General features: G+C 66.9%; 26 protein-coding genes and 1 other RNA gene. 12 read left to right on the top strand and 15 right to left on the bottom strand.

The window, feature by feature from the left end; genetic code table 11:
* Positions 1-27 precede the first annotated feature (27 nt).
* Positions 28-534 (top strand): hypothetical protein, encoded by a 507-nt coding sequence (locus tag C5O27_RS10250; protein ID WP_127962639.1) that lies wholly within the window; start codon positions 28-30, stop codon positions 532-534.
* Between the two features lie 24 nt (positions 535-558).
* On the opposite strand, the gene C5O27_RS10245 is transcribed toward C5O27_RS10250, so the two are convergent.
* Positions 559-2,343 (bottom strand): long-chain-acyl-CoA synthetase, encoded by a 1,785-nt coding sequence (locus C5O27_RS10245; RefSeq protein WP_127962638.1) that lies wholly within the window; start codon positions 2,341-2,343, stop codon positions 559-561.
* Between the two features lie 142 nt (positions 2,344-2,485).
* Between C5O27_RS10245 and C5O27_RS10240 the strand changes: the two genes are divergently transcribed.
* From C5O27_RS10240 to C5O27_RS22730, 7 genes are all read left to right on the top strand, one after another.
* Complete coding sequence (locus C5O27_RS10240; RefSeq protein ID WP_127962637.1) at positions 2,486-3,727, top strand: CaiB/BaiF CoA transferase family protein; 1,242 nt, start codon at positions 2,486-2,488, stop codon at positions 3,725-3,727.
* 18 nt (positions 3,728-3,745) lie between these two features.
* Entirely contained in the window at positions 3,746-4,585 is an 840-nt protein-coding gene (locus C5O27_RS10235; RefSeq protein WP_006360818.1) for an ABC transporter ATP-binding protein, read from the top strand.
* Complete coding sequence (locus C5O27_RS10230; RefSeq protein ID WP_127962636.1) at positions 4,582-5,724, top strand: ABC transporter permease; 1,143 nt, start codon at positions 4,582-4,584, stop codon at positions 5,722-5,724. The genes C5O27_RS10235 and C5O27_RS10230 overlap by 4 nt, the downstream gene beginning before the upstream one ends.
* A gap of 117 nt (positions 5,725-5,841) precedes the next feature.
* On the top strand, positions 5,842-6,765 hold the full coding sequence (locus C5O27_RS10225) for a metal ABC transporter substrate-binding protein (protein WP_127962635.1): 924 nt from the start codon (positions 5,842-5,844) through the stop codon (positions 6,763-6,765).
* Positions 6,762-7,535, top strand: coding sequence for a metal ABC transporter ATP-binding protein (locus C5O27_RS10220; RefSeq protein ID WP_127962634.1), 774 nt, complete (start codon positions 6,762-6,764; stop codon positions 7,533-7,535). The genes C5O27_RS10225 and C5O27_RS10220 overlap by 4 nt, the downstream gene beginning before the upstream one ends.
* The gene (locus tag C5O27_RS10215) at positions 7,532-8,407 is read left to right on the top strand and encodes a metal ABC transporter permease (protein ID WP_075863861.1); all 876 of its coding nucleotides are present in this window, start codon (positions 7,532-7,534) and stop codon (positions 8,405-8,407) included. The genes C5O27_RS10220 and C5O27_RS10215 overlap by 4 nt, the downstream gene beginning before the upstream one ends.
* Positions 8,408-8,518: 111 nt before the next feature.
* Positions 8,519-9,061, top strand: coding sequence for a hypothetical protein (locus tag C5O27_RS22730; RefSeq protein ID WP_164905312.1), 543 nt, complete (start codon positions 8,519-8,521; stop codon positions 9,059-9,061).
* 53 nt (positions 9,062-9,114) lie between these two features.
* Here C5O27_RS22730 and ssrA read toward each other — a convergent pair.
* Positions 9,115-9,490: a transfer-messenger RNA gene (gene ssrA, locus C5O27_RS10205) on the bottom strand.
* 62 nt (positions 9,491-9,552) lie between these two features.
* Positions 9,553-10,107, bottom strand: coding sequence for a TetR/AcrR family transcriptional regulator (locus C5O27_RS10200; protein ID WP_075863864.1), 555 nt, complete (start codon positions 10,105-10,107; stop codon positions 9,553-9,555).
* A 130-nt stretch (positions 10,108-10,237) separates the two neighbouring features.
* Between C5O27_RS10200 and C5O27_RS10195 the strand changes: the two genes are divergently transcribed.
* Complete coding sequence (locus C5O27_RS10195; RefSeq protein ID WP_127962632.1) at positions 10,238-10,594, top strand: hypothetical protein; 357 nt, start codon at positions 10,238-10,240, stop codon at positions 10,592-10,594.
* 19 nt (positions 10,595-10,613) lie between these two features.
* On the opposite strand, the gene smpB is transcribed toward C5O27_RS10195, so the two are convergent.
* From smpB to C5O27_RS10160, 7 genes are all read right to left on the bottom strand, one after another.
* Positions 10,614-11,090, bottom strand: coding sequence for an SsrA-binding protein SmpB (smpB, locus tag C5O27_RS10190; RefSeq protein WP_075863866.1), 477 nt, complete (start codon positions 11,088-11,090; stop codon positions 10,614-10,616).
* Between the two features lie 87 nt (positions 11,091-11,177).
* Positions 11,178-12,086 carry a permease-like cell division protein FtsX gene (gene ftsX / locus C5O27_RS10185; protein ID WP_127962631.1) on the bottom strand — a complete coding sequence of 303 codons (909 nt, stop codon included), beginning with the start codon at positions 12,084-12,086 and terminating at the stop codon, positions 11,178-11,180.
* 55 nt (positions 12,087-12,141) lie between these two features.
* The gene (ftsE, locus tag C5O27_RS10180; protein ID WP_006357511.1) at positions 12,142-12,828 is read right to left on the bottom strand and encodes a cell division ATP-binding protein FtsE; all 687 of its coding nucleotides are present in this window, start codon (positions 12,826-12,828) and stop codon (positions 12,142-12,144) included.
* An 89-nt stretch (positions 12,829-12,917) separates the two neighbouring features.
* Complete coding sequence (locus C5O27_RS10175) at positions 12,918-13,403, bottom strand: Rv3103c transmembrane domain-containing protein (protein WP_006357510.1); 486 nt, start codon at positions 13,401-13,403, stop codon at positions 12,918-12,920.
* Positions 13,403-14,368 (bottom strand): mechanosensitive ion channel family protein, encoded by a 966-nt coding sequence (locus tag C5O27_RS10170; RefSeq protein WP_006357509.1) that lies wholly within the window; start codon positions 14,366-14,368, stop codon positions 13,403-13,405. The genes C5O27_RS10175 and C5O27_RS10170 overlap by 1 nt, the downstream gene beginning before the upstream one ends.
* On the bottom strand, positions 14,365-15,480 hold the full coding sequence (prfB, locus tag C5O27_RS10165; RefSeq protein WP_040003986.1) for a peptide chain release factor 2: 1,116 nt from the start codon (positions 15,478-15,480) through the stop codon (positions 14,365-14,367). Before prfB ends, C5O27_RS10170 begins: the two co-directional genes overlap by 4 nt.
* A gap of 78 nt (positions 15,481-15,558) precedes the next feature.
* Positions 15,559-15,960, bottom strand: coding sequence for a hypothetical protein (locus C5O27_RS10160; RefSeq protein WP_006357507.1), 402 nt, complete (start codon positions 15,958-15,960; stop codon positions 15,559-15,561).
* Between the two features lie 19 nt (positions 15,961-15,979).
* Here C5O27_RS10160 and hisN point away from each other — a divergent pair, with 19 nt between their 5' ends.
* Positions 15,980-16,810, top strand: a complete 831-nt coding sequence (hisN, locus tag C5O27_RS10155) for a histidinol-phosphatase (RefSeq protein ID WP_127962630.1) — start codon at positions 15,980-15,982, stop codon at positions 16,808-16,810.
* Between the two features lie 48 nt (positions 16,811-16,858).
* On the opposite strand, the gene C5O27_RS10150 is transcribed toward hisN, so the two are convergent.
* Positions 16,859-17,518: an MBL fold metallo-hydrolase gene (locus C5O27_RS10150; RefSeq protein ID WP_006357505.1), complete on the bottom strand. Its 660-nt coding sequence runs from the start codon at positions 17,516-17,518 to the stop codon at positions 16,859-16,861.
* An 18-nt stretch (positions 17,519-17,536) separates the two neighbouring features.
* Entirely contained in the window at positions 17,537-17,995 is a 459-nt protein-coding gene (locus C5O27_RS10145) for a DUF2752 domain-containing protein (protein ID WP_006357504.1), read from the bottom strand.
* A gap of 161 nt (positions 17,996-18,156) precedes the next feature.
* Here C5O27_RS10145 and C5O27_RS10140 point away from each other — a divergent pair, with 161 nt between their 5' ends.
* Together C5O27_RS10140 and C5O27_RS10135 are read left to right on the top strand one after the other, a co-directional pair.
* Positions 18,157-19,524, top strand: coding sequence for an acyl-CoA dehydrogenase family protein (locus tag C5O27_RS10140; RefSeq protein WP_127962629.1), 1,368 nt, complete (start codon positions 18,157-18,159; stop codon positions 19,522-19,524).
* Positions 19,525-19,550: 26 nt separating this feature from the next.
* Positions 19,551-20,774, top strand: a complete 1,224-nt coding sequence (locus tag C5O27_RS10135; RefSeq protein WP_127962628.1) for an acyl-CoA dehydrogenase family protein — start codon at positions 19,551-19,553, stop codon at positions 20,772-20,774.
* A 78-nt stretch (positions 20,775-20,852) separates the two neighbouring features.
* Here C5O27_RS10135 and C5O27_RS10130 read toward each other — a convergent pair whose 3' ends face one another.
* Genes C5O27_RS10130 through C5O27_RS10120 form a run of 3 tightly spaced genes read right to left on the bottom strand, consistent with a single transcriptional unit; the run spans position 20,853 to position 22,180 of the window.
* Positions 20,853-21,233: a fluoride efflux transporter FluC gene (locus tag C5O27_RS10130; protein ID WP_127962627.1), complete on the bottom strand. Its 381-nt coding sequence runs from the start codon at positions 21,231-21,233 to the stop codon at positions 20,853-20,855.
* Positions 21,218-21,682 carry a fluoride efflux transporter CrcB gene (gene crcB, locus C5O27_RS10125; protein WP_127962626.1) on the bottom strand — a complete coding sequence of 155 codons (465 nt, stop codon included), beginning with the start codon at positions 21,680-21,682 and terminating at the stop codon, positions 21,218-21,220. The genes C5O27_RS10130 and crcB overlap by 16 nt, the downstream gene beginning before the upstream one ends.
* A 15-nt stretch (positions 21,683-21,697) precedes the next feature.
* Complete coding sequence (locus tag C5O27_RS10120) at positions 21,698-22,180, bottom strand: DUF6790 family protein (protein ID WP_006865485.1); 483 nt, start codon at positions 22,178-22,180, stop codon at positions 21,698-21,700.
* Between the last annotated feature and the right edge of the window lie 2 nt (positions 22,181-22,182).

Genomic DNA, 22,182 nt, shown 5'->3' with positions numbered 1-22,182 from the left:
GGCCCGCACCACGAAGGAGTCCATCGCATGAGCGCGATCACCGTCATCGATCAGGGCACCCAGATCTCCTTCACCATCGACGACGTGACCCGATACCACGGTCCCGGCTTCCCGGGCGGCGTCGCGCACGCGTTCAAGGTCCTCGAGCGAGCTCTGCCACGACTCGGTGAACCCGGCTCGGTCGAGCGCCGTGACATCGTCGTGGCCACGGCACATACCGGGCCCGGTGTACGGGACACCTTCGAGATGGTCACCCGCGCGGTGACCGAGAACCGTTTCACCGTCGACTCCGCACTGGAGCGCAACGACCGCGGCGCGACGCTCGAGCGCTACGTCTTCGAACTGTCCTGTGGCGACCGGAAGGTCCGGCTGGAGATCCGCGAGGGGTTCGTGACCGATGAGTTCATCGCGCTGGCCCGGCAGGCAGAGCGCACCGCCGAGGAGGAGGCGCGCCTGACCTACCTCAAGCAGGAGATGGCGGATCGGCTCCTGGCCGCGCCGGCCGAGGCGGTCTACGACGTGGTGGACGGCTGACACCGCCCCCACGTCGGTCCCCGTTCACTCCTGTCGCCGAGCTCCGGACAGTTCCTCGACGAACTCCGGGTAGAACTCGACGTAGGTGTCGCCGGAGAGCACGTACATCGGGTCGTCACCGGTCTCGGAGTAGGCCTGCTTGCGAAGTTCGGTGCGCATGTTCTTGAAGGTCGACGTGTGCTCGAGCTGGTCGACGATCCGCACGAACAGCGGCACCGCGTAACTCGGCAGCCCCTTCCGGACGTGTGCGGCGAAGCCCGCGGCGTCGAACTCCTGACCATCGTGGAGGCTCACCGCCGCCATGCCGGCCTTGCCGTCGACGCCGGGCACCGGAACACCGAAGACGACGGCCTCCTCGACGGAGTCGTGTGCGTCGACGACGGCCTCGACCTCGGTGGTGGCGACGTTCTCGCCCTTCCAGCGGAAGGTGTCACCGATGCGGTCGACGAAGCCGATGTGGTGGAAGCCCTGATCGCGGACGACGTCGCCGCTGTTGAACCACTGGTCGCCCTTCTTGCGGGCGTCGCGGACGATCTTCTTCTCGGTGGCCTTCGGATCGGTGTAACCGTCGAAGGGGACGCGCGAGTTGATCTGCGCGAGAAGCAGTCCCGTGCCGCCCTTGCCGACCTTCTTCACCCGGCCGTCGGGTCCGCGCAACGGTTCGCCGGTCTCCTCGTCGTACTCGACGACGATGTACGGCAACGGTGAGAAGCCCGCGGTCTTCGACAGCCCGAAGACGTTGACGAAACCGATGTTCGCCTCGCTGGCCGCATACAACTCGACGATGCGGTCGATGCCGAACCGTCCGGTGAAGTCGTCCCAGATGTCGGGGCGCAAGCCGTTGCCGACGGCCAGCCGGACGCGGTGCGCGCGGTCGGTCGGCTTCGGCGGCTGGCCAAGGAGATACCGGCACAGCTCGCCGATGTAGCTGAACGCGGTGGCGTCGTTCTCGATGAGCTCGTCGAAGAAGCGTGACGCCGAGAACTGTTTGCCGATCGCGAGGCAGGCCCCGGAGTTGAGCACCGACGACAGCGAGATCGTGAGCGCGTTGTTGTGGTAGAAGGGCAGCGCCGTGTACATCACGTCGTCGCTGCGCAGGCGGATCCCGAGGCCGCCGATGCCGTTCATGGCGACCAACCAGCGGTAGTGACTCAGCTTGCTGGCCTTGGGGTATCCGGTGGTGCCGGAGGTGAAGATCAGGATCGCCGTCGAGCCGACCTCGACGGATTCGGTGGCCTTCGGATTGACCGGCGAGCACGGCGCGACCAGCGACGGCAGCTTCTCGAAGGTGAATTCCTTTGCCGGACGCGCACTCTGCGGCACCGAATCCAGGGCCTCGACCAGATCCTCCTGATACAGAACGACCTTGGCGTCGAGGAGCCCCAGGCTGTGCTCGAGCACCGCGCCGCGCTGGTGGAAGTTGATCATGCCGCAGATCGCGCCGATTTTGACGATGCCGAGCATGGCGATCACGACGTCGGGGTGGTTCTTCGACAGCACCGCCACCACATCGCCCTTGCCGACACCCTCGCGCGTCAGGAAGTCGGCGAGACGGTTGGCCCGGGCGTTGGCCTCGCGGTAGGTGATCGACGAGCCCTCGAAGCGCAGGAAGTCGCGATCGGGGTACTTGTCGACGGACTGCTGGAAGCGCTTTCCGATCGACATCTTGGTCGTCGGCGGCTTGGGCAGCATCTCCGGCAGCACACGCAGAACGGTCCCGATGTCCTTGCGTAGCGACGCGACGCCCGCCGCCATGTCGGCAAGACGGATGTCGGGCAGGAGCCCGGTCCCCGATGCGTGATCCACCATTCAAAGCCTCCCCAGTATGTGTTCGACGACACACACCATAGCGGGAGATCCGCGACAATGGAACGCGAGAATCATTTCGTTCCAACTGTGAGTCGACCCTTCGTCTTGGCGTTGCCCCTGTGACCGGCCACACTGTCTACCCATGACCGACGACACCGCTGCCGCGCCGAAACGAGAACAAGTCCCGGCAGGACCGCTCGAGGGCGTCACCGTGCTCGAGCTGGGCACCCTGATCGCGGGCCCGCACGCCGCCCGACTCCTCGGCGACATGGGCGCCGACATCATCAAGATCGAGCCGCCGGGCAAACCCGATCCGATCCGCACCTGGGGTCAGGCCGAGGTCGACGGCCACCGCTTCTACTGGACGGTCCACGCCCGCAACAAGAAAGCGATCACCCTCGACCTGCGCTCCGACCGCGGGCGAGAGATCTTCCTCCAGCTCGCCGATCGCGCCGACGTCGTCGTCGAGAACTTCCGCCCCGGCACGCTCGAACGTCTCGGCATCGGCCCGGACGTGCTGTCGGAGCGCAACCCCGGCCTCGTCATCGTGCGGGTGTCCGGTTACGGCCAGACGGGTCCGGATGCGACGCGCGCCGGTTATGCATCCGTCGCCGAAGCGGCAAGCGGCCTACGGTATCTCAACGGCTACCCCGGGCAATTGCCTCCGCGACTGGCACTTTCGATCGGCGACACCCTCGCCGGCATGTTCGCTGCGCAGGGCGCACTGGCAGCCCTGTATCGCCGGACGGTGACCGGCAAGGGCCAGGTCGTCGACACCTCACTCATCGAATCCTGTGTCGCCGTACAGGAATCGGCGATCGCCGATTACGACGCGGGCGGCGTGGTGCGCGGACCGTCGGGTACGCGACTCGAAGGCATTGCGCCGTCGAACCTCTACCCCACCAGCGACGGCACGCACGTCATCATCGCGGCCAACCAGGACTCGGTGTTCGCCCGGCTCTGCCAGGCGATGGGCCGGCCCGAACTCGCCACCGAAGAGCGGTTCGCCGACCACACCGCCCGCGGTCGCAACCAGGACGAACTCGATGTGATGATCGGCGAATGGTCGGAGCAGTACTCCGCCGAGAAACTCACCGAGGTCCTGAGCGCCGCGGGAGTCGTTGTCGGACCGGTCAACACGGTCGCCGAGGTGGTCGCCGACCCGCACCTGCGGGCGCGCGGCATGATCGCCGAGCACTATGACGAGGGTGCGCAGCGCACCGTCCTCGGCCCCGGCGTCGTCCCGCAGTTCAGCGATACGCCCGGCGGCATCCGAAATGCCGGCCCACCGACGCCCGGTTGCGACAACGAGGCCGTCTACGGCGAGATGCTGGGGTTGTCGTCAGCCGACCTGACCGAATTGCGTGAGGGCGGGGTCATCTGACTCGACTATGGTCGGGGGATGTCATTGGTCGCGACCGGGCTCTCACGCACCTTCGGCCGGCACCTCGCTGTCGCCGACGCAGGCCTGGAACTCCGCCCCGGTCGGATCTGCGGCCTGGTCGGCCCCAACGGGGCCGGGAAGACCACGCTGCTCCTGCTCCTGGCCGGACTCCTCGCACCGGACGACGGCACCATCGTCATCGACGGGTCTCCGGCGTCGCCCGAGGACACCCGGCGACTCATCGGCTGGATGCCCGATGTCTTCGGCACGTGGGAGAGCCTCACCGCACACGAGATCCTGACGACTTTCGGCCGGCTGTACGGCTTGCGCACGGCTTCGGCACGTCAGCGGGCCGACGAACTGCTCGAACTGGTCCACCTGAGCGAGTTCGCCGCCCGGCCGGCGCACGAGTTGTCCCGAGGCCAGAAGCAGCGACTCGGCTTTGCCCGGGCACTGGTCCACAGCCCGCAATTCCTCCTCCTCGATGAACCGGCCTCCGGCATGGACCCGCGGTCGCGGATGGACCTACGCAGCCAACTCCGCCGACTCGCCGATGACGGGTGTGCGGTTCTGGTGTCGTCCCACATCCTTTCCGAACTCGACGAGATGGTCGACGACGTGGTCCTCATGACCGGCGGACGTACTCACCGACCGCCACCGGCCGCGGGCCACGTGTGGCGCATCAGGCTCGCCGGCCAGTCGATGTCCGACGCCGAGCAACGGCATTTCGATGACGAGCCCGCGGCCGCGGGATATCTGCGCGAGTTGATCCGCTCCGGGGCCGCGGTCGCGGAGTTCGCACCCACCTCGAGCGGTATCGAAGATGCCTATCTGGCCCTGGACCCGGAGCGCCGATGACGACCCCCCTTCTCGAACAGCCGACTCGACCCGAGACCCGCACGACCGCATTCACCACCTGGTGGCGGATGGTCTGGGTCATCGTCGAACTCGAACTACGCCAACGCCTGCGCACGACCCGGTGGAAGGCCATTCTCGCGACCGCATTCGCGGTGGTATCCCTGGTCGTGCTGGGATCCCTGTACTTGTCGGTGGTCGCATTCGGCGGCACGTACCGGGGGTGGTCATCGGCTCTGTACGAGATCCTCGTCGGGTTTCTGCTGTTTCTCGGCATCATCGTCGCTCCGACGTTGGCCGCGACGACGATCAACGGCGATCGCAAGGACGCCACGCTGGCCGTCGTCCAAGCCACGTCCATCACGAATTCGCAGCTGGCACTGGGGAAATTGATCGGAAGCTGGCTGGCGAGCCTGGCTTTCGTGGGAGTCGCGGCCCCGTATGTCATCTGGGGCATCGTCGAGTCGCCCAATGGAGTCGCACACGGTCTCGCGGGCGTGACGGTGCTGATCGTCCTCTTCGCCTGCTATGCGGGCATCGGACTCGGTTTCTCCGCGATGACGACGCGGCCCGCAGGGTCGGCGGTCCTCACCCAGGCGAGCGTGCTGTTCCTCATCCTGGGTCTACCCATCGTCTTCGGTCTGCTTTTCCCGGCAACGACACAGACGCATACGGTCATCCGGCCGAACACGACGTTCGTCGACAACCCTCCGCAGCCCCCGACGTCGACGTGTCGTGAGGTCCGCGAGGACCGCGAGTTCCACCATCACGAACACATCTGGTGGCTGTTGGCACCCAACCCGTTCTTCAACGTCGCCGATGCCGCCGCCCCTCAGCGCGACCCTCTCGATCGGGAGGCACAGTCCAGTCTCGCGGCGGAGCTCTCACAGGTCTTCTCCGCGGTGCGCGCGGGCCCCTACATCGGCCCGATGTATTGCGCGGACACGACGTACACCTACCCACCTGTTGACCCGACCGATTACAGCGCCCGCGAGGAGGCACACGAGACGTCGAAAATCGGTGACTCGTGGTACTTCGGACTCGCGTTCTACCTGGCCCTCGGAGGCATCGGATTCTGGGTGGCCGCACGACGACTACGAGTCCCCGCGGGGAAACTGGCACGCGGGGTCCGGATCGCCTGAGCGCCAAGACTATTCCGCCGGCCGGGTAGCACCCGTGGTCGCGGGGACAGTGCCTTCTCGCAGACTTTCGGCCACCCTCGGCTGGAAAGTTCGGAAGCCCGAAACTATAGTGTCGGCATGCCCAAGGTGCGCGCTCGTCGACCACTGTCCGTCGGGGCGCTGATCGTCGCCCTGTGCACGGTCGTCTCGGGCTGCACCCTGTCCAGCCGACTCCCCGACGAGAAGGTTGTGCTGACGACCTTCACCGTGCTCGCGGACATCGCCTCGAATGTCGCGGGTGACCGCCTCCGCGTCGAGTCGATCACCAAACCCGGCGCGGAGATCCATGGCTACGAGCCCACTCCAGGCGATGTACGACGCACCGCGACGGCCTCACTCGTCGTCGACAACGGACTCAACCTCGAGGCCTGGTTCGGGCAGTTCGTCGACGGACTCGACGTCAAGCACGTCGTGGCCAGCGAGGGCATCGATCCGATCGACATCGCCTCGGATGCCTATGCGGGCAAACCGAATCCGCATGCGTGGATGAGTCCGGTGAATGTCGGCATCTACGTCGACAACCTGGTCGACGCGTTCACCGACCTCGACCCGGAGGGCGCGGAGATCTTCGCGGCCAACGGCGCGGCGTACAAACGGCAACTGCAGCAGGTGCAGACCGACCTGGTCGCGGCGTTGGACCGCCTGCCGCCCAACGAACGCGCACTGGTCACCTGCGAGGGCGCCTTCTCCTATCTCGCACGCGACGCCGGACTCACCGAGCGCTACATCTGGCCGGTCAACGCCGAGCAGCAGGCCACACCGCAGCAGGTCGCCGCGACCATCGACTTCGTCCGCACGAACCGGGTGCCTGCGGTGTTCTGCGAATCGACCGTGTCCGACGCCGCGATGCAGCAGGTGGTCGGGGCCACCGACGCCCGCTTCGGCGGCACCCTGTACGTCGACTCGCTCTCCGAGGCCGACGGCCCGGTGCCCACCTACCTCGATCTGATCCGCCACGACGCCCGGACCATCGTGTCGGGACTGACGGGAGACAACCGATGATCACCTCGCACGCCATCGAGGTCGACGACGTCACCGTGCGCTACGGCCGAATCCTCGCACTCGATCACGCCTCCGTACGCGTTCCGACCGGCCGCGTCTGCGCGCTCGTCGGCATGAACGGATCGGGAAAGTCGACGCTGTTCAAGACCATCGTCGGAGCGGTCACCCCGACCACCGGCTCGGTCACGCTCGCCGGCAAGAACCCGACAGCTGCCCGTAAGTCCGGCCTCGTCGGATACGTTCCGCAGTCCGAGGTCATCGACTGGTCGTTCCCGCTGTCGGTGCGCGACGTCGTGATGACCGGTCGCTACGGCCATCTCGGCTTCACCCGCCGACCCAAGCGCGCCGACCACGACGCCGTCGACAAAGCACTCGCGCGCGTCGAACTCACCGACTACGCCGACCGTCAGATCGGTCAGCTCTCCGGCGGCCAGCGCAAGCGCGCCTTCGTGGCCCGCGGCATCGCGCAGGAGGCCTCGATCCTGTTGCTCGACGAGCCGTTCGCCGGCGTCGACAAACGTACCGAGGCCACCATCACCGCGTTGCTCCGCGAACTCGCCGATTCCGGCGTGACGATCTTGGTCTCCACCCACGACCTCCAGGTCCTGCCGACGCTCGCCGACGATGGGATCCTGCTGATGCGCCGGGTCGTCGCGCAGGGTGAGCCGGCCGAGGTCATCACCACCGACAATCTGGTGCGGGCCTTCGGACTCGACCCGCTGGACCGGACCGTACAAACTCCCGGCGACCGCCAGGAGGAGGCGTCATGAGCATCGTCGACCACCTCCTCGACCCCTTCGCCTACGCCTTCATGACCCGGGCGCTGTGGGCCACGTTGATCGCATCGGTGGTGTGCGCGCTGTTGTCGTGCTGGCTGGTGCTCATCGGCTGGTCACTCATGGGTGACGCCGTCTCGCACGCGGTGCTGCCGGGTGTCGTGCTCGCCTACATCGTCGGAATCCCCTTCGCCATCGGGGCGGTCGTCTTCGGGTTCCTCTCGGTGGCGATGATCGGCGCGGTCCGCGACGGCGGCCGGGTGAAGGAGGACGCCGCGATCGGCATCGTCTTCACGACGCTGTTCGCACTTGGCCTGGTTCTGATCTCGGTGACGCCGAGCCAGACAGACCTGAACCACATCATTTTCGGCAACCTGCTCGGCGTCTCGACGTCCGACCTGATCCAGATCGCCATCCTCGGTGCCATTGTCGCGGTGATCCTGCTGCTCAAGCGTCGCGACTTCACCCTTTACGCGTTCGACCCGACACATGCCTTCGCGATCGGCCTCAGCCCGAGGCTGTTGGGCGCGGCACTTCTCGCCCTGCTGGCTCTCACGGCCGTGACCGCGCTGCAGGTCGTCGGCATCGTGCTCGTCGTGGCGATGCTGATCATCCCCGGCGCCACCGCGCAGTTGCTCACCAACCGCTTCACCCGGATGCTCGTCATCGCGCCGACCACCTCGGCTCTGTGCGGTGTGATCGGCCTGTACGTGTCCTACTACCAGGACACCTCGCCCGGCGGGATGGTCGTTCTGGTGCAGGGGATCCTGTTCCTGGTCGTCTTCCTGTTCAGCCCGACCCACGGCGTCATCAGCAAGCGCCGTCGTCACCGCGAGAACGCCCTGGCCGACGCGGCCGCGGCCTGAGGACCGTTCCCAGCAGATGTACAGGTAAGCAACAGCGTCGCTCCAGACAGCGTGCGCATCATGGCGTTCACTTCCCGGGAAGAACCCGGTTTTTCCTTGAAGGAGAGAGCCATGAACACAATGCCGAACAACCCGACGCCCGAGGCGCCCGAACCGGGTCGCGCTCCCGATGCCCATGAAGACGCGGCGACGACCCCGGTCACGCCCGCCGACGACCAGCCGACCGAGCGGATGTCCGAGGCGCCCCCTGCCCCATCTACTCCGGCAGCCCCCGCAACCGCTGATTCCCCGATGATCACCGCGGCCAAGTCGAAGACACCGATCCTCGTCGCCGGCGGTCTGGGTGTGGCGATCATCGCCGGCGCACTCGGCTTCGGCGCCGGATACATCACCGGCGACACGACCTCGGACCACCACCCCGTCGGGGTCTCGCGCCACGGCGGCGACTGGCACCGCATGGACGGTCACGGCGGCCCGCCCCCGCGCTTCCGCGGCGGACCCGACGGGAACGGAATGCCCGGCCCGAATGGCCAAGGACGTCCGGACTTCCAGGGACCGCGCGGTCAGCAACCGGGTGGCGCTTCGACAGATGCACCGGGCGGCCAGACGCCAAGCCCGCAGCCGTCGGCCGGGCAGCAATCCCAGCCCAGCTGACCGATCGGGCCCCAACGCAAAGCGCCCCACCTGCGAACAGGTGGGGCGCTCTGCCGTGGAGCTGCCGGGAATTGAACCCGGGTCCTCCGTCGTGTTGGTAGGGCTTCTCCGTGTGCAGTCCGCTATGTCTCTACTTGGATCTCTCGGTCACGCGAACAAGCCGAGATGACGATCCCAGTCGCTGTTTGATTTTCCGACCTCGCCCGCGACCGGCGAGGACGGTGAGCCCCCTGAGATGATGCCGGCATCCGGATTCGGGAGCACAATCCGGGCCGACAGACTAGCCGTCGCTACTTAGGCAGCGAGGGCGTAGTCGCGCTGATTGGAATCGGCGCTTAATTGGTTGCTGCGACGCTTATACGGTGGTCTCCAGCCTGCACCGACACGCTTCCCCTACCTCGACGCACGTAGTCGAAACCGATCAGCCCCGAGGAGGTACCCACCGACCGAAGTCGGCGAGCACTTAAGTCTAACAAGTCGGACAGCGGACTTCATTCCCGTTTCGACCGCACGAGTACGATGGGGGCGTACATCTCGACGACGCGGTCCTCCCAGTCGTCACTGACACGCCCTGACCTCGCCTTCTCCGCCACAAGCGTCCCGACGATGCCGTCGATCAGGGTGTCGGGGTCCACAGTCGGTCCGACGAGGCCACGACGCTTGCCGTCGTCGACGACGGCCGCGAGATCAGCTCGGTGCTTCGCCAGCGCCGTGCGGAAGATCTCGGTGAACGCGGGGTCGGCGTCGGTGAGCAGCGCCGCCATCCCACCGAACCCGATACCGTCCGACACCATCGATGCCGCTTGCCGGACCACCCAGCGGAGCCGGTGCTCCCCCGACAGCTCCTCGTCGATGGCCGGCGGCGTCCCCACGGCGACGAGCGCCGCGGTCAACATCTCGTCCCGGTTCCGATACCGCCGGTAGATGGTCGTGCGCGCGACGCCGGAATGTGCCGCGACCGCCTCGATCGTCACACCGGCCGGACCTTTCGCGCGCAGCAGTTCCAGCGCAGCCGTGATGATCTTCGAGCCGCTGTCAGCAGGCACCTGCAGACACCCTTCGTCGCCGTAATCGATGCATCAGGAATAGCACGGAGCACTCAGGTGCTACACATCGTGTAGCGCTACAGTGAGCGTAGCGCTACATAGGATGTATCGATCGTTTCGAGGAGGATGAATGCGCACCACTACCCAGCCGAAGTCCCACGGGTTCATCGGCTACCTGATCCTGCTGCTCGGGTTCGTCAGCATGGGGGTGTTTCTCTTGACTCTCGCCGGCCAGTTCGGCGGTTCCGCGTGGCCGTCCGGGACTGCGATGGTCGTACTGTTCGTACTCGCGGTCGCAGCGTTTCGTCTCCAGCTGGCGCAGGCCGCCGAGAGTCAACGAGGTGGCGACGTCCGGGTGTACACGGACCCGATGACGCCTCCCCTTTACCGCGCGCAGGTCGAGCGGTACGAGCGTACCTACCGGCGGAAAGGACATACGGTGGCGCCCGAACCCACCGAGGGCACCCGCCTGTACAAGGCCGCCTGAGCCGTCACGGCCCGGTCGGTCAACCCATTCCCTTCACGCGCCGGCCGACCTCACGCTCAACCTCACGCTGCGCGGTCCGCTTGGCGATGTCGTGACGCTTGTCGTGGGCCTGCTTACCGCGGGCCAGCGCCAGCTCGACCTTCACGCGTCCATCGCTGAAGTACATCGACAGCGGCACGAGCGTGAGGTTGCCGTCGCGGATCTTGCCGATCAGGTTGTCTATCTCGCGCCGATGCATCAGCAGCTTCCGCTTGCGTCGAACCGAGTGGTTGGTCCACGAGCCCTGGCCGTACTCGGCGATGTGCAGGGCGTGCAGCCAGACCTCGCCGTCGTCGATCGTGGCGAACGCATCCACGAGTGACGCCTTACCGGCGCGCAGGCTCTTCACCTCGGTTCCGACGAGGACGATGCCGGCCTCGTAGACGTCGAGGATGGTGTAGTTGTGCCGCGCCTTGCGGTTCGACGCAATCACGTTGCGTCCCTTTTCCCTGGGCATCGAGCACTCACCTCCTCGTGGATCGACGGTTGGCAGGGTCGAATAGACCGTAGTCAAGCTTGTGTGGAACGCCGGCGGCGGGTCCGCTCATTCCCGGACGTACACACGAAGGGTGACATAAGCCGTTGCGCCCGCCAACACGATTCCGCCGAGAATCAACCACGGCGCCACGAACAAGACGTCCGTGAGCTCGATGCGGGCGAAGAAGCTGACGCCGTAGAGCTCCTTCAGCGCGGTGTCGAAGAAGAACTTCTTCGCCAGCAGCAGTCCACCGATTGCCAGCAACGCACCCGCAAGGGCGGACACCACCGCCTCCAACAGGAACGGCAACTGCGTGTACCACCGCGTCGCGCCCACCAGGCGCATGATCGACACCTCGGTGCGTCTGGTGAACGCCGCGATCTGGACGGTGTTGATGATCAACAGGATCGCCGCGACCGCGAGCACCGAGGCGATCGCGAACGTCGCGTTGCGCACCCCGTCGAGCACACTGAAGATGCGTTGCACCAGTTTGCGGTCGTCCTTGAATGCGTCCACGCCCAGGTCTTTTCGGCCCGCGTACTCGGTGAGCACCGCATCGAACTGGGCGGGATCGGAGACCCGCACCCGCAGCGACGCCGGAAGCGTGCCCTCGACGATGTTCTCGGCGAGGTCGGGGTTGTTCGCGAAGATCTCCTTCGCGCGCTTGTAGGCCTCGTCCTTGTCGAGGTACGTCACCGAGGTGACGCCCGGTTCGTTCTCGAGTCCCCGTCGCAGCTGAGCACACGGATCGGCTTCGCACTGCGGATCGCGCTCGGTGACTTCGGGATTGAGGTAGAACTCCATCTCGACCCGGTCGAGGAAGATCTTCTGGCTCTTGTCGGCCATCTGGATCACCAACAGACCGCCGCCGAACATTCCCAGCGTGATCGCCGTGGTGATGATCATCGCGATGGTCATGGTCGCGTTGCGGCGCAGTCCGTTGAGAACCTCGCTGATGATGAAATTCGCTCGCATGCTTGCTCAGACGTCCTTGGGGGTCGTTGTTGTGTGTCGGAAGTTGGCTGAGCCGTCAGCCGATTCCGTACACACCCTGCGGGTCGTTGCGCACGAGCTGCCCGTTGTCGAATTCGAGGACGCGGCGGCGCATCGCGTCGACGATGTGCCGGTCGTGGGTGGCCATGACCACCGTGGTGCCCCGACGGTTGACGCGGTCGAGGACGTCGACGATCTCCTCGCTGGTCTCGGGATCGAGGTTTCCGGTCGGCTCGTCGGCCAGCAACACGAGCGGGCGGTTGACGATCGCGCGGGCGATGGCCACGCGCTGCATCTCGCCACCGGACAGCTCGTTGGGCATGCGGTCGTGCTTGCCCTCGAGACCGACGTACTCGAGCACCTCGGGCACGACGCGCTGGATCGTCGACTTCGGCCGGCCGATCACCTCGAGCGCGAAGGCGACGTTCTCGGCGACCGTCTTCTTCTGGAGCAGCCGGAAGTCCTGGAAGACACAGCCGATGGACTGTCGTAGCTTCGGTACCGAACGGGCCGGCATCTTGTTGACGTGGAACTCACCGAGGTACACGTCGCCGCTCGTGGGCCGGTCCTCCTTGAGCAGCAGCCGGAAGAACGTCGACTTGCCCGAGCCGGACGGACCGATCAGGAACGCGAACTCCCCTTTGTCGACCTCGAAGCTCAAATCCTTCAGAGCCGGCCGAGAGGATGCCTTGTACTGCATCGTGACGTTCTCCAGCTTGATCACGATGAGCCAGTGTAACGACGACGCCTGAGAGTCCGTTCAGGCGCGACGCACTGCGTCGAAGAAGGCACTGACCTGCGGTTGCGTGGGCGTCAGCGTGTCGGAACCGGAGTGGTCGGCGTCGGGGCGCCGAAATTCGGGATCTCGACGCCCGGCAGACCGGGGATGGTGTTGCGCGGGGCGGACTGCTGTGACGGGGACCGGGTCTCCCCCGGCGGCAGCGGCGCGTCGGTCCCGCCCTCGACCCCCGGCTCACCGGTCGTCGACCCCGACGGCGTCTTCGAGGTGGACTCCTCGTAGGTCGTCGACGGCAACGGCTCCTCGTAGGTGGGCTCCTCGACGACCTGCGATGTCCTCGGCGCGGGCCGCGGCGGTTCCGGCGAGACGATGCCGTAGCGCTGCGAGGTGTAGCCGTAGAGGACACAACAGAGGATGAAAACCACGAGGAGGATCGCGGTGCTGATGCGGATCGACGTCCGTCCGATGTGCTGATCCCATCGAAAGCTGCGCCGACGACGACCGTCGTCCTGGCCACCCGACCCCGACTGGTCGGACTGATTCTCCTGGGACCCGGCCATCACTCGTCCTCGTCCCGGTCGCGACCGGTCTGATCGGCCAGGGTCGCCGGCGGTCCGCCCGCGGCCTGGACCTCACGCCCGGCAGGCACCATGATCCCCTCGCGGGCGAGGGCCCGGATGATGTGAACACGCAGCGCACGGCCCACCTCGAACTGCTTGCCCGGTAGGGTCCGCGTCACCATGCGCACGGTGATGGAGTCGAGTTCGAGGTTGATCACGCCCAGCGACGACGGCGCGTCGAGCAGTATGTCGTGCCAGCGCGGCAGCTCGTAGAACTGGTGCCCGACCCGGTCGAGGGTGTCGTTGACGAGCCCGATGTCGGCCTCGGACGGCACCGGCACGTCGACGACGGCGCGCGCCCAGTCCTTCGACAGGTTGGTGGCCTTGATGATCTGGCCGTTGGGGACGGTGATGACCTCACCCTCGGTGGTGCGAAGCTTGGTCACCCGCAAGGTCACGTCCTCGACGGTTCCCTCGGCCGGGGCGTTGCCGGTCACCGTCAGGTTCACGACGTCGCCGTAACCGTATTGCTTCTCGGCGACGACGAAGAAGCCGGCCAGGATGTCCTGCACGATGCGCTGCGCGCCGAAACCGAGGGCCGCGCCGATGACCGCGGTCGGGCCGGTGAGGCCGCTGAGCGGGATCCCGAACACTCCCAGGATATGGATGACGACGACGATGGCGATGCCCACGATCAGCGTCCACGCCACCACGTCGACCAGCGCCCGTCGGTGTTTGGCGTCCTCGGTCTGCACGATCAGGTCGCTGGTGGAGAACCTCGTCTCCACCCGAGCGGCATATTTGCCGGCAAACCATCGGATGACGCGGGCCAGCAGCACGGCCCCGAGAATCCAGATGACGATCTCGAGGCCGCTGGTGGCCAGCCAGACATAAACCCGACCGATGAGGAGTTCGGTCGGGGACGGCGCAGCGGCCAGCAGCTCGAGTCCGGGCTGCACGATCACGCCTCGGCGGACGCCATACGCCAGCGGATACCGGCCTCGATGAACTTGTCCAGCTCGCCGTCGAGGACCGCGGTCGGGTTGTTGTCCTCCACGCCGGTTCGCAGGTCCTTGACCATCTGGTACGGGTGCAGCACGTAGGAACGCATCTGGTTACCCCAGCTCGAGCCGCCGTCGCCCTTGAGGGCGTCGAGTTCGGCGCGCTCCTCCTGACGCTTGCGCTCGAGGAGCTTGGCCTGCAGCACGCGCATCGCCGACGCCTTGTTCTGCAGCTGACTCTTCTCGTTCTGACAGGTCACGACGATGCCGGTCGGGATGTGCGTCAGGCGCACCGCGGAGTCGGTGGTGTTGACCGACTGACCACCGGGGCCCGATGAGCGGTAGACGTCGACCTTGATGTCGTTCTCGTCGACGTCGATGTGGTCGGTGGTCTCGACCACCGGCAGCACCTCGACCTCGGCGAACGAGGTCTGACGGCGACTCTGGTTGTCGAAGGGGCTGATCCGTACGAGGCGGTGGGTGCCCTGCTCCACGGACAGGGTGCCGTACATGTAGGGCGCCTTCACGGCGAAGGTGGCGGATTTGAGTCCGGCTTCTTCGGCATAAGAGGTGTCGTAGACCTCGACGCCGTAGCCCTTCTGTTCGGCCCAGCGGATGTACATGCGCATCAGCATCTGCGCCCAGTCGGCGGCGTCGACGCCACCGGCGCCGGAACGGATGTTGACCACGGCCTCGCGGGAGTCGTACTCACCCGCGAGCATCGTCTTGACCTCCATGGCCTCGATGTCGGCGCGCAGGCCGGCCCGCTCCTGGTCTGCGTCGGCCAGGGCCGCGGCCCTGTCCTCACCCTCCTCGGACTCGGCGAGCTCGTAGTGCACGGGCAGATCGTCGAGGCGCTGGCGAAGCTCGGAGACCTTGCGTAGTTCGGACTGTGCGTGCGACAGCTCGCTGGTGACCTTCTGCGCGTGGTCCTGGTCGTTCCACAGGTCCGGATCCGAGGCCTGCATCTCCAGCTCGTCGATGCGACGGCGGAGCTCCTCGAGGTCGAGCACCTTTTCCACGGTGGTCAGGGTGGCGTCGAGGGATTCGAGGTCTGCGGTCACGTCGGGATGCACAATCATCCAGAGTACCGGCCGCGGGCCGGGTCAGGCAGCGTCAGGCCCCGCAGTTCAGAAGCCGCCGGGTCCCGCGGTTCAGATTCCGCCGGGTCCCGCGGGCGGCTGCGGATCGGGCAGGACGCCGAACTGCCAGGACGTCACCGCCTTGTTCGGCTTGTAGATCACCGGCAGGTCGTCACCCACCTGCGGCCACGGATCGTCGGGTCCGAGCACGAGGGTTCCGTACACCTCGGTCGGGTTGGTCTCGGGTCCGACGATGGTTCCGGTGATGGTGTGGAAACGCTGCCCGTTCTTGTCGGCGGCGCTCTGCGGATCGGACTGGTTGTCGGAGACGCCGACGATCGTCAGCGTGCCCTGCACGTACTGCGAGGCCTTCCCTGCGGACATGGCCCGCGGATTGCGTCCCCGCTGCCACTGCAGGACCAGCACCACCACCAGTGCAGCCAGCAACAGGGTGAACGTCACGGTGAGCAGCATGAGGGCTACCCTACCGGGCATGTCCGCCGACTCCGGTCCGAGAAACCCCAGCACCTCACAGAGCTACGACGACGACCTCGAACTCGCGCTGTCGCTCGCCGACTCCGCCGACGCGCTGACCACGGACCGGTTCGGGGCGGTCGACCTCCGCGTCGACGACAAGCCCGACCTCACGCCCGTCTCCGACGCCGACCTCGCCTGCGAGACACTCATCCGCGAACGGCTCGCCGCCCGCCGGCCCGCCGACATGGTTCTCGGTGAGGAGTTCGGCGGGGACGCCACCCTGTCCGGCCGTCAGTGGGTCATCGACCCCATCGACGGCACCAAGAACTTCGTGCGCGGCGTCCCGGTCTGGGCCACGCTGATCGCCCTGCTCGTCGACGGCGTGCCCACCGTCGGCGTGGTGTCCGCCCCAGCCCTGCACCGGCGCTGGTGGGCCGCCACGGGGCTCGGCGCCCACACCTGCTTCGACGGCGAGGACGCCCGCGAACTCTCGGTGTCCGGAGTCGGCGACCTCTCCTCGTCGAGCCTGGCCTTCTCGAGCCTGTCGGGCTGGGCCGACCGCGGCATCCGCGACCGCTTCGTCGACCTCACCGACCAGGTCTGGCGCGTTCGCGGCTACGGCGACTTCTTCAACTACTGCCTCGTCGCCGAGGGCGCGGTCGACATCGCCGCCGAACCCGAGGTCTCCCTCTGGGACCTCGCCCCCCTCGACATCCTCGTCCGCGAGGCAGGCGGCAAGTTCACCGCACTCGACGGGACCCCCGGCCCCGCCGGTGGCAGCGCCGTCGCCAGCAACGGACTCCTCCACGACGAGGTGCTCGCCGCGCTCAGCCCATCCGCTCCCTGACGTGCGAGGAGCGATAAGCGACGAGCCACGCAGGGCCGGTGAGCCGACCTACAGTTCGGTACCGGCTTCCTCGTCGAGCACCTTGAACTCGGTCGCCTCGTCCTTCATGTCGGCCAGCCGCGCATAGTGGACGGCGGACCCGGCGTCGGACAAGACCGCCTGGTGGATCGGCACGGCGACCCGCGGCGCCATCGCGCGGAGGTAGTCGACCGATTCGCTGAGCTTCATCCACGGCGCGGCCGACGGCAACGCGAGGACGTCGACCTGCTCGAAGGGGATGTAAAACGAGTCGCCCGGATGCATGAACTGTCCCGGCTTCTCGGCGGTGCCCAGGATGTAGGCGACGTTGTCGATGACCGGGATCTCCGGGTGGATGACCGCGTGCCGGCCGCCGGTGAATCGTGCGGTGAGCGAACCGATCTCGATCTGGTGGCCACCGCGCGCCGCGGTCCAGGCGCCGGCCACGTTGTCGCCGTTGAGCTGCGCGGTGGTCTGCGGGTCGGCGTAGAGGACGGCGTCGGGGTTGGCAGCGACGAGGTCGGGCAGCTTCGCGACGTCGCAATGGTCGGGGTGCTGGTGGGTGATGAGGATGGCGTCGAGACCGTTGATGCCCTCGAAGCCGTGCGAGAAGTTGCCCGGATCGAAGAGCACCTTGGTCCCGTCGATCTCGACGAGCAGACAGGAGTGGCCGAAGTGGGTGATCTGCATACGTCCACTCTGCCTTCTTCACACCACGATCGGGAAGATCCCCCACCCCGCCGCGGCGTCGACCACGCGCACCAGTCCGTAGGTCAACCACGTCCCCAGGAGGACGGCGCCCGCACGACCCAGCACTACGTCGCGCCAGCCCTCGAGCGGAGACCTCCTCCGCCGCACCAGGGTTGCGACCGCGACGACAACGGTGACGACCGTCAGGACGAGCAGGATCGGACCGAAGACGTTGAAGCGGAACGACGCCCCGACGTCGCCGTGCATGAAGGCCACCCAGCTGCGGGTGAGTCCACACCCCGGGCACGGCAGGCCCGTCATCATCGCGAACGGGCAAATTCCCGGACCATCGGCGATCCCGGCAGGCGTGAACACGCAGGCGGCTCCGACAGCAGCGGCGCCGGCGAGTCCGACGACCGCCGCGCCCAGTGCGCCGCTCGACGATAAGCGCAGGTCGGAGCGGGCTTGCACGGTCACCCGGCCAGCCTAGCGCGCAGGCCGTACGACGGTGTCGGAGAAGTAGGTGACAAACTTCTTACTACGGAGTAAGGTCTGGACTTACTACCGAGTAAGATCGGTCCGCAAAGTCCTGTGCAGAGGCCCCTGACCGGGGCGACTGGAAGAAACGGCTGGTGATCATGACAACTCACACCGAACCGCGCGAGACCTCCGCAGTCGGCCGAAACCCACATCCCCGCAACTTCATCGGCACCGCGATGCGGGTGCTCTCGACGGTGACGGGTTCGGAGTTCGCCGAGAAATACAAGATCCGCGAGCCCATCAACCGCGTGGCCTACCAGGCCACCAAGACCGGGTTCCAGACCCTCGGTGCGGCGAACCGCGCGTTCAAGTCCGTCCAGGGCGGTTCGGGTGACGCCAAGCGTCTGACCACCGCGCCCAAGTACTACTTCAACCTCACGCCCGACGACGAGCAGCAGATGATCGCGGAGACGGTGAAGGACTTCGCCACCGAGATCCTGCGCCCCGCCGCGTACGACGCCGACGCCGCAGCCACCGCGCCCGAGGACATCGTGAAGCGCTCGGCCGAGCTGGGCATCACGATGATCAACGTGCCCGAGGATCTCGACGGCGCGGCCACCGAGCGCGGCGTGGTCACCAACGCACTCGTCGCCGAGGCGATGGCCTACGGCGACATGGGTCTGGCTCTCCCGCTGCTCGCACCGAGCGGCGTCGCCACCACCCTCACCAACTTCGGCACCGACTCCCAGCAGCGCACCTACCTGCCCGACTTCGCCGGCGAGAACGTGCCGCAGTCGGCTGTCGTCATCGCCGAGCCGAAGCCGCTGTTCGACGCATTCGCGTTGAGCACCAAGGCAACCCGCGTTCCCAGTGGCTACCGCCTGAACGGCGTGAAGTCCTTCGTCCCCGCCGCCGGGTCATCGGAGCTGTTCGTCGTCGGCGCGCAGCTCGACGGCAAGCCCGCCCTGTTCCTCGTCGAGTCGGACTCCAAGGGCCTCATCGTCGAAGCCGATCCCGGCATGGGCGTCCGCGCCGCCGGAATGGGTCGCCTGCTCCTGCAGGATGTCGCCGTCCCGGAGTCGGCGCTGCTCGCCGGCGAGGGCGACGCCGCCCACGCCGCATACCGCGACGTCGTACGCCTGTCGCGCCTGGGCTGGTCGGCACTCGCTGCCGGTACCGCGCGCGCCGTTCTCGACTACGTCATCCCCTACGTCAACGAGCGCGAGGCGTTCGGCGAGCCGATCTCCAACCGCCAGGCGGTGGCGTTCATGGTCGCGAACATGGCCACCGAGGTCGACTCGATCCGGCTGGTCACGCTGCGCGGCGCCGCCCGCGCCGAGCAGGGCCTGAGCTTCGCCCGCGAAGCGGCCCTCGCTCGCAAGCTCACCATCGACAAGGGGCTGCAGATCGGCCTCGACGGCGTCCAGCTCCTCGGCGGCCACGGCTTCACCAAGGAGCACCCGGTCGAGCGCTGGTACCGCGACCTGCGTGGCGCCGGTATCGGCGAAGGCATCGTCGTCCTCTAGACCGCTTGTGACCCAAGGAATCTGACATGAGCATCAATCTCGAACTCCCGAAGAAGCTGCACGTCACCATCGATCAGGCACATCAGGCGGCGGCGGAGATCTTCCGGCCCATTTCGCGCAAATACGATCTGCGCGAACACGATTACCCGGTCGAGCTCGACACCCTGGCCAGCCTGTACGACGGCCTCTCGGAGACCGGGCAGGCCGGCGCGGGCGCCGACGGCGGCCGCAGCCAGCAGAAGAAGGCCAAGCCCAAGGCCGAGGGCCAGGTCGTCAACGGCGGCAACATGCAGTCCGTCGTGAACGTCATGGAGACCTCGTGGGGCGACGTGGGCCTCATGCTGTCCATTCCCTATCAGGGCCTGGGCAACTCGGCGATCGCCGCGGTCGCCACGGACGAGCAGCTCGAGCAGTTCGGCAAGGTGTGGGCCGCAATGGCCATCACCGAACCCAGCTTCGGCTCCGACTCGGCCGCGGTGAGCACCACCGCGACGCTCGACGGCGACGAGTACGTCATCAACGGCGAGAAGATCTTCGTGACCGCCGGCTCGCGTGCCACCCACATCGTCGTGTGGGCGACCGTCGACAAGAGCCTCGGCCGTGCCGCCATCAAGAGCTTCGTGGTCCCGCGTGAGCACCCCGGCGTGGAAGTCGTTCGCCTGGAACACAAGCTGGGTATCCGCGTCTCCGACACCGCGGTCATCCGCTTCGAGAACTGCCGCATCCCCAAGGAGAACCTGCTCGGCTCCCCCGAGGTCGACACCAAGAAGGGGTTCGGCGGGGTCATGCAGACCTTCGACAACACGCGCCCCCTCGTCGCGGGTATGGCCGTCGGTGTCGCGCGTGCGGCACTCGAGGAGCTGCGCCGTATCCTCGACGAGGCCGGGGTCGAGGTCGACTACGACCGTCCGGCCGCCGACCAGCACGCCGCGGCCGCCGAGTTCCTGCGCATGGAAGCCGATTTCGAGGCCGCCTACCTGCACACCATGCGCGCCGCGTGGATGGCCGACAACAAGCAGCCGAACTCGACCGAGGCGTCGATGTCGAAGGCCAAGGCCGGACGCACCGTCACCGACATCACCAACAAGGTGGTCGAGCTGACCGGCACCCTCGGCTACTCGGAGCGCCTTCTGGTGGAGAAGTGGGCGCGCGACTCCAAGATCCTGGACATCTTCGAGGGCACCCAGCAGATCCAGAACCTCATCATCGCCCGCCGCGTGCTCAACAAGAGCAGCGCCGAGCTCAAGTGAGCGCCTGACGCAACAGCATTCGTCCCCGCCACCTCATCGAGGTGGCGGGGACGATTCGCTGTCGAGAGACGGCTCGCCTCAGACCGCCCAGACCACAGCCAAACCCCCTGCGCACGCCGCCGCCGACACGAGCAGGGTGAGGACTGCGTACGCACCGGCGACCAGTCGCTGTTTGTTCTCCGCCAGGCGGACGACCTCGAAGCTGGCGGTGCTGAAAGTCGTGTAGCCGCCGCAGAATCCGGTCCCGATGATCGCCTGCAGCTCGTGTGGTGCACCGCGGAAGAGCACGAGTCCGGCGAGTACGCCGAGCAGCGCCGAGCCGCTCACGTTGATGACGAAGGTGCCCCACGGGGTGATGGTCGGCCACTTCCACTTGACGGCGCCGTCGACGACGAAGCGCGTCACCGCGCCCAGCGCTCCCGCCACCATGACGGCCAGGGCGATCAACGTCGTGCCCATCGGGTCGCTGATTTCGAGGCGAGCGTGATGCCACCGGCTGCCGCCAGCAGGCCGAGGACGACGCTGACCGCTGCGTACGCCAGTGCCGTTGCGACCACCGAGGCTCGGGTCAGTTCCGAGATCTCCAGTGCGAAGGTGCTGTAGGTCGTCAGCGCCCCGCAGATGCCGGTGCCACCGAAGAGCCTCACCCGCTGTCGCCATCCCTCGTCGTGCCCGAGGCGGGCAAGCAGTTCCAGCAGCGCACCGAGAATGAAAGCACCGATGATGTTGACCGCGAAGGTCGCCCACGGCCAGTGTCCCTCGACGGTGGGAAACGTCTCCTCCGCCCAGTACCGCACGCCCGTACCGATCAGTCCGCCCGCGAACACCCACGCCAGGGCGTGCACGCGCAGGTGCAGCGGACGTTCGTCGGGGTCGACGGGGAGTTCGTCGTGCTTGTCCACCTGCACGCGACCCAGTCTGCGCTAGGTGACGACGGTGTACAACACGATCAGGTAGACCGGCACCAGGACGTCGAAGAAGAAGATCGGTCCGGCGTTGCCCGGCTTGAAGTTTCGCCTGGTCACCATCTCTCGCACGTGCCCGACTGCGGCGCCCAGGTAGAACACGGAGAACGCGATGATCGTGGCCAGGGTGAACTCGTCGCCGAACCCCGACGCGATCACACCCAGGACACCGGTCGCGAGACTCGCGAGCCCGACCTCCCACTGCCAGGGCGTCTTCGACGGCCAGCCGATCGAGTCCGCGATCGGCTCACCGAAGAACATGTGTCCACAACCGGTCATCCAGCCCTGAACACCGATCATCCACAGCACCGAGTTCTCGAGCAGATCCCGGCCGAGGTCACCTCCCGGTGACAGCGCATCGATCACGGTCATGACGACCGTGCCGACGAGTCCGACGAAGGGGACGACGGCTATCGCGATACGGAGGATGCGGTCGCTCACGG

It is taken from the genome of Gordonia alkanivorans (assembly GCF_004011905.1).
Classification (GTDB): Bacteria; Actinomycetota; Actinomycetes; order Mycobacteriales; family Mycobacteriaceae; genus Gordonia; species Gordonia alkanivorans.
This window is presented reverse-complemented; position numbering and strand designations above follow the sequence as displayed.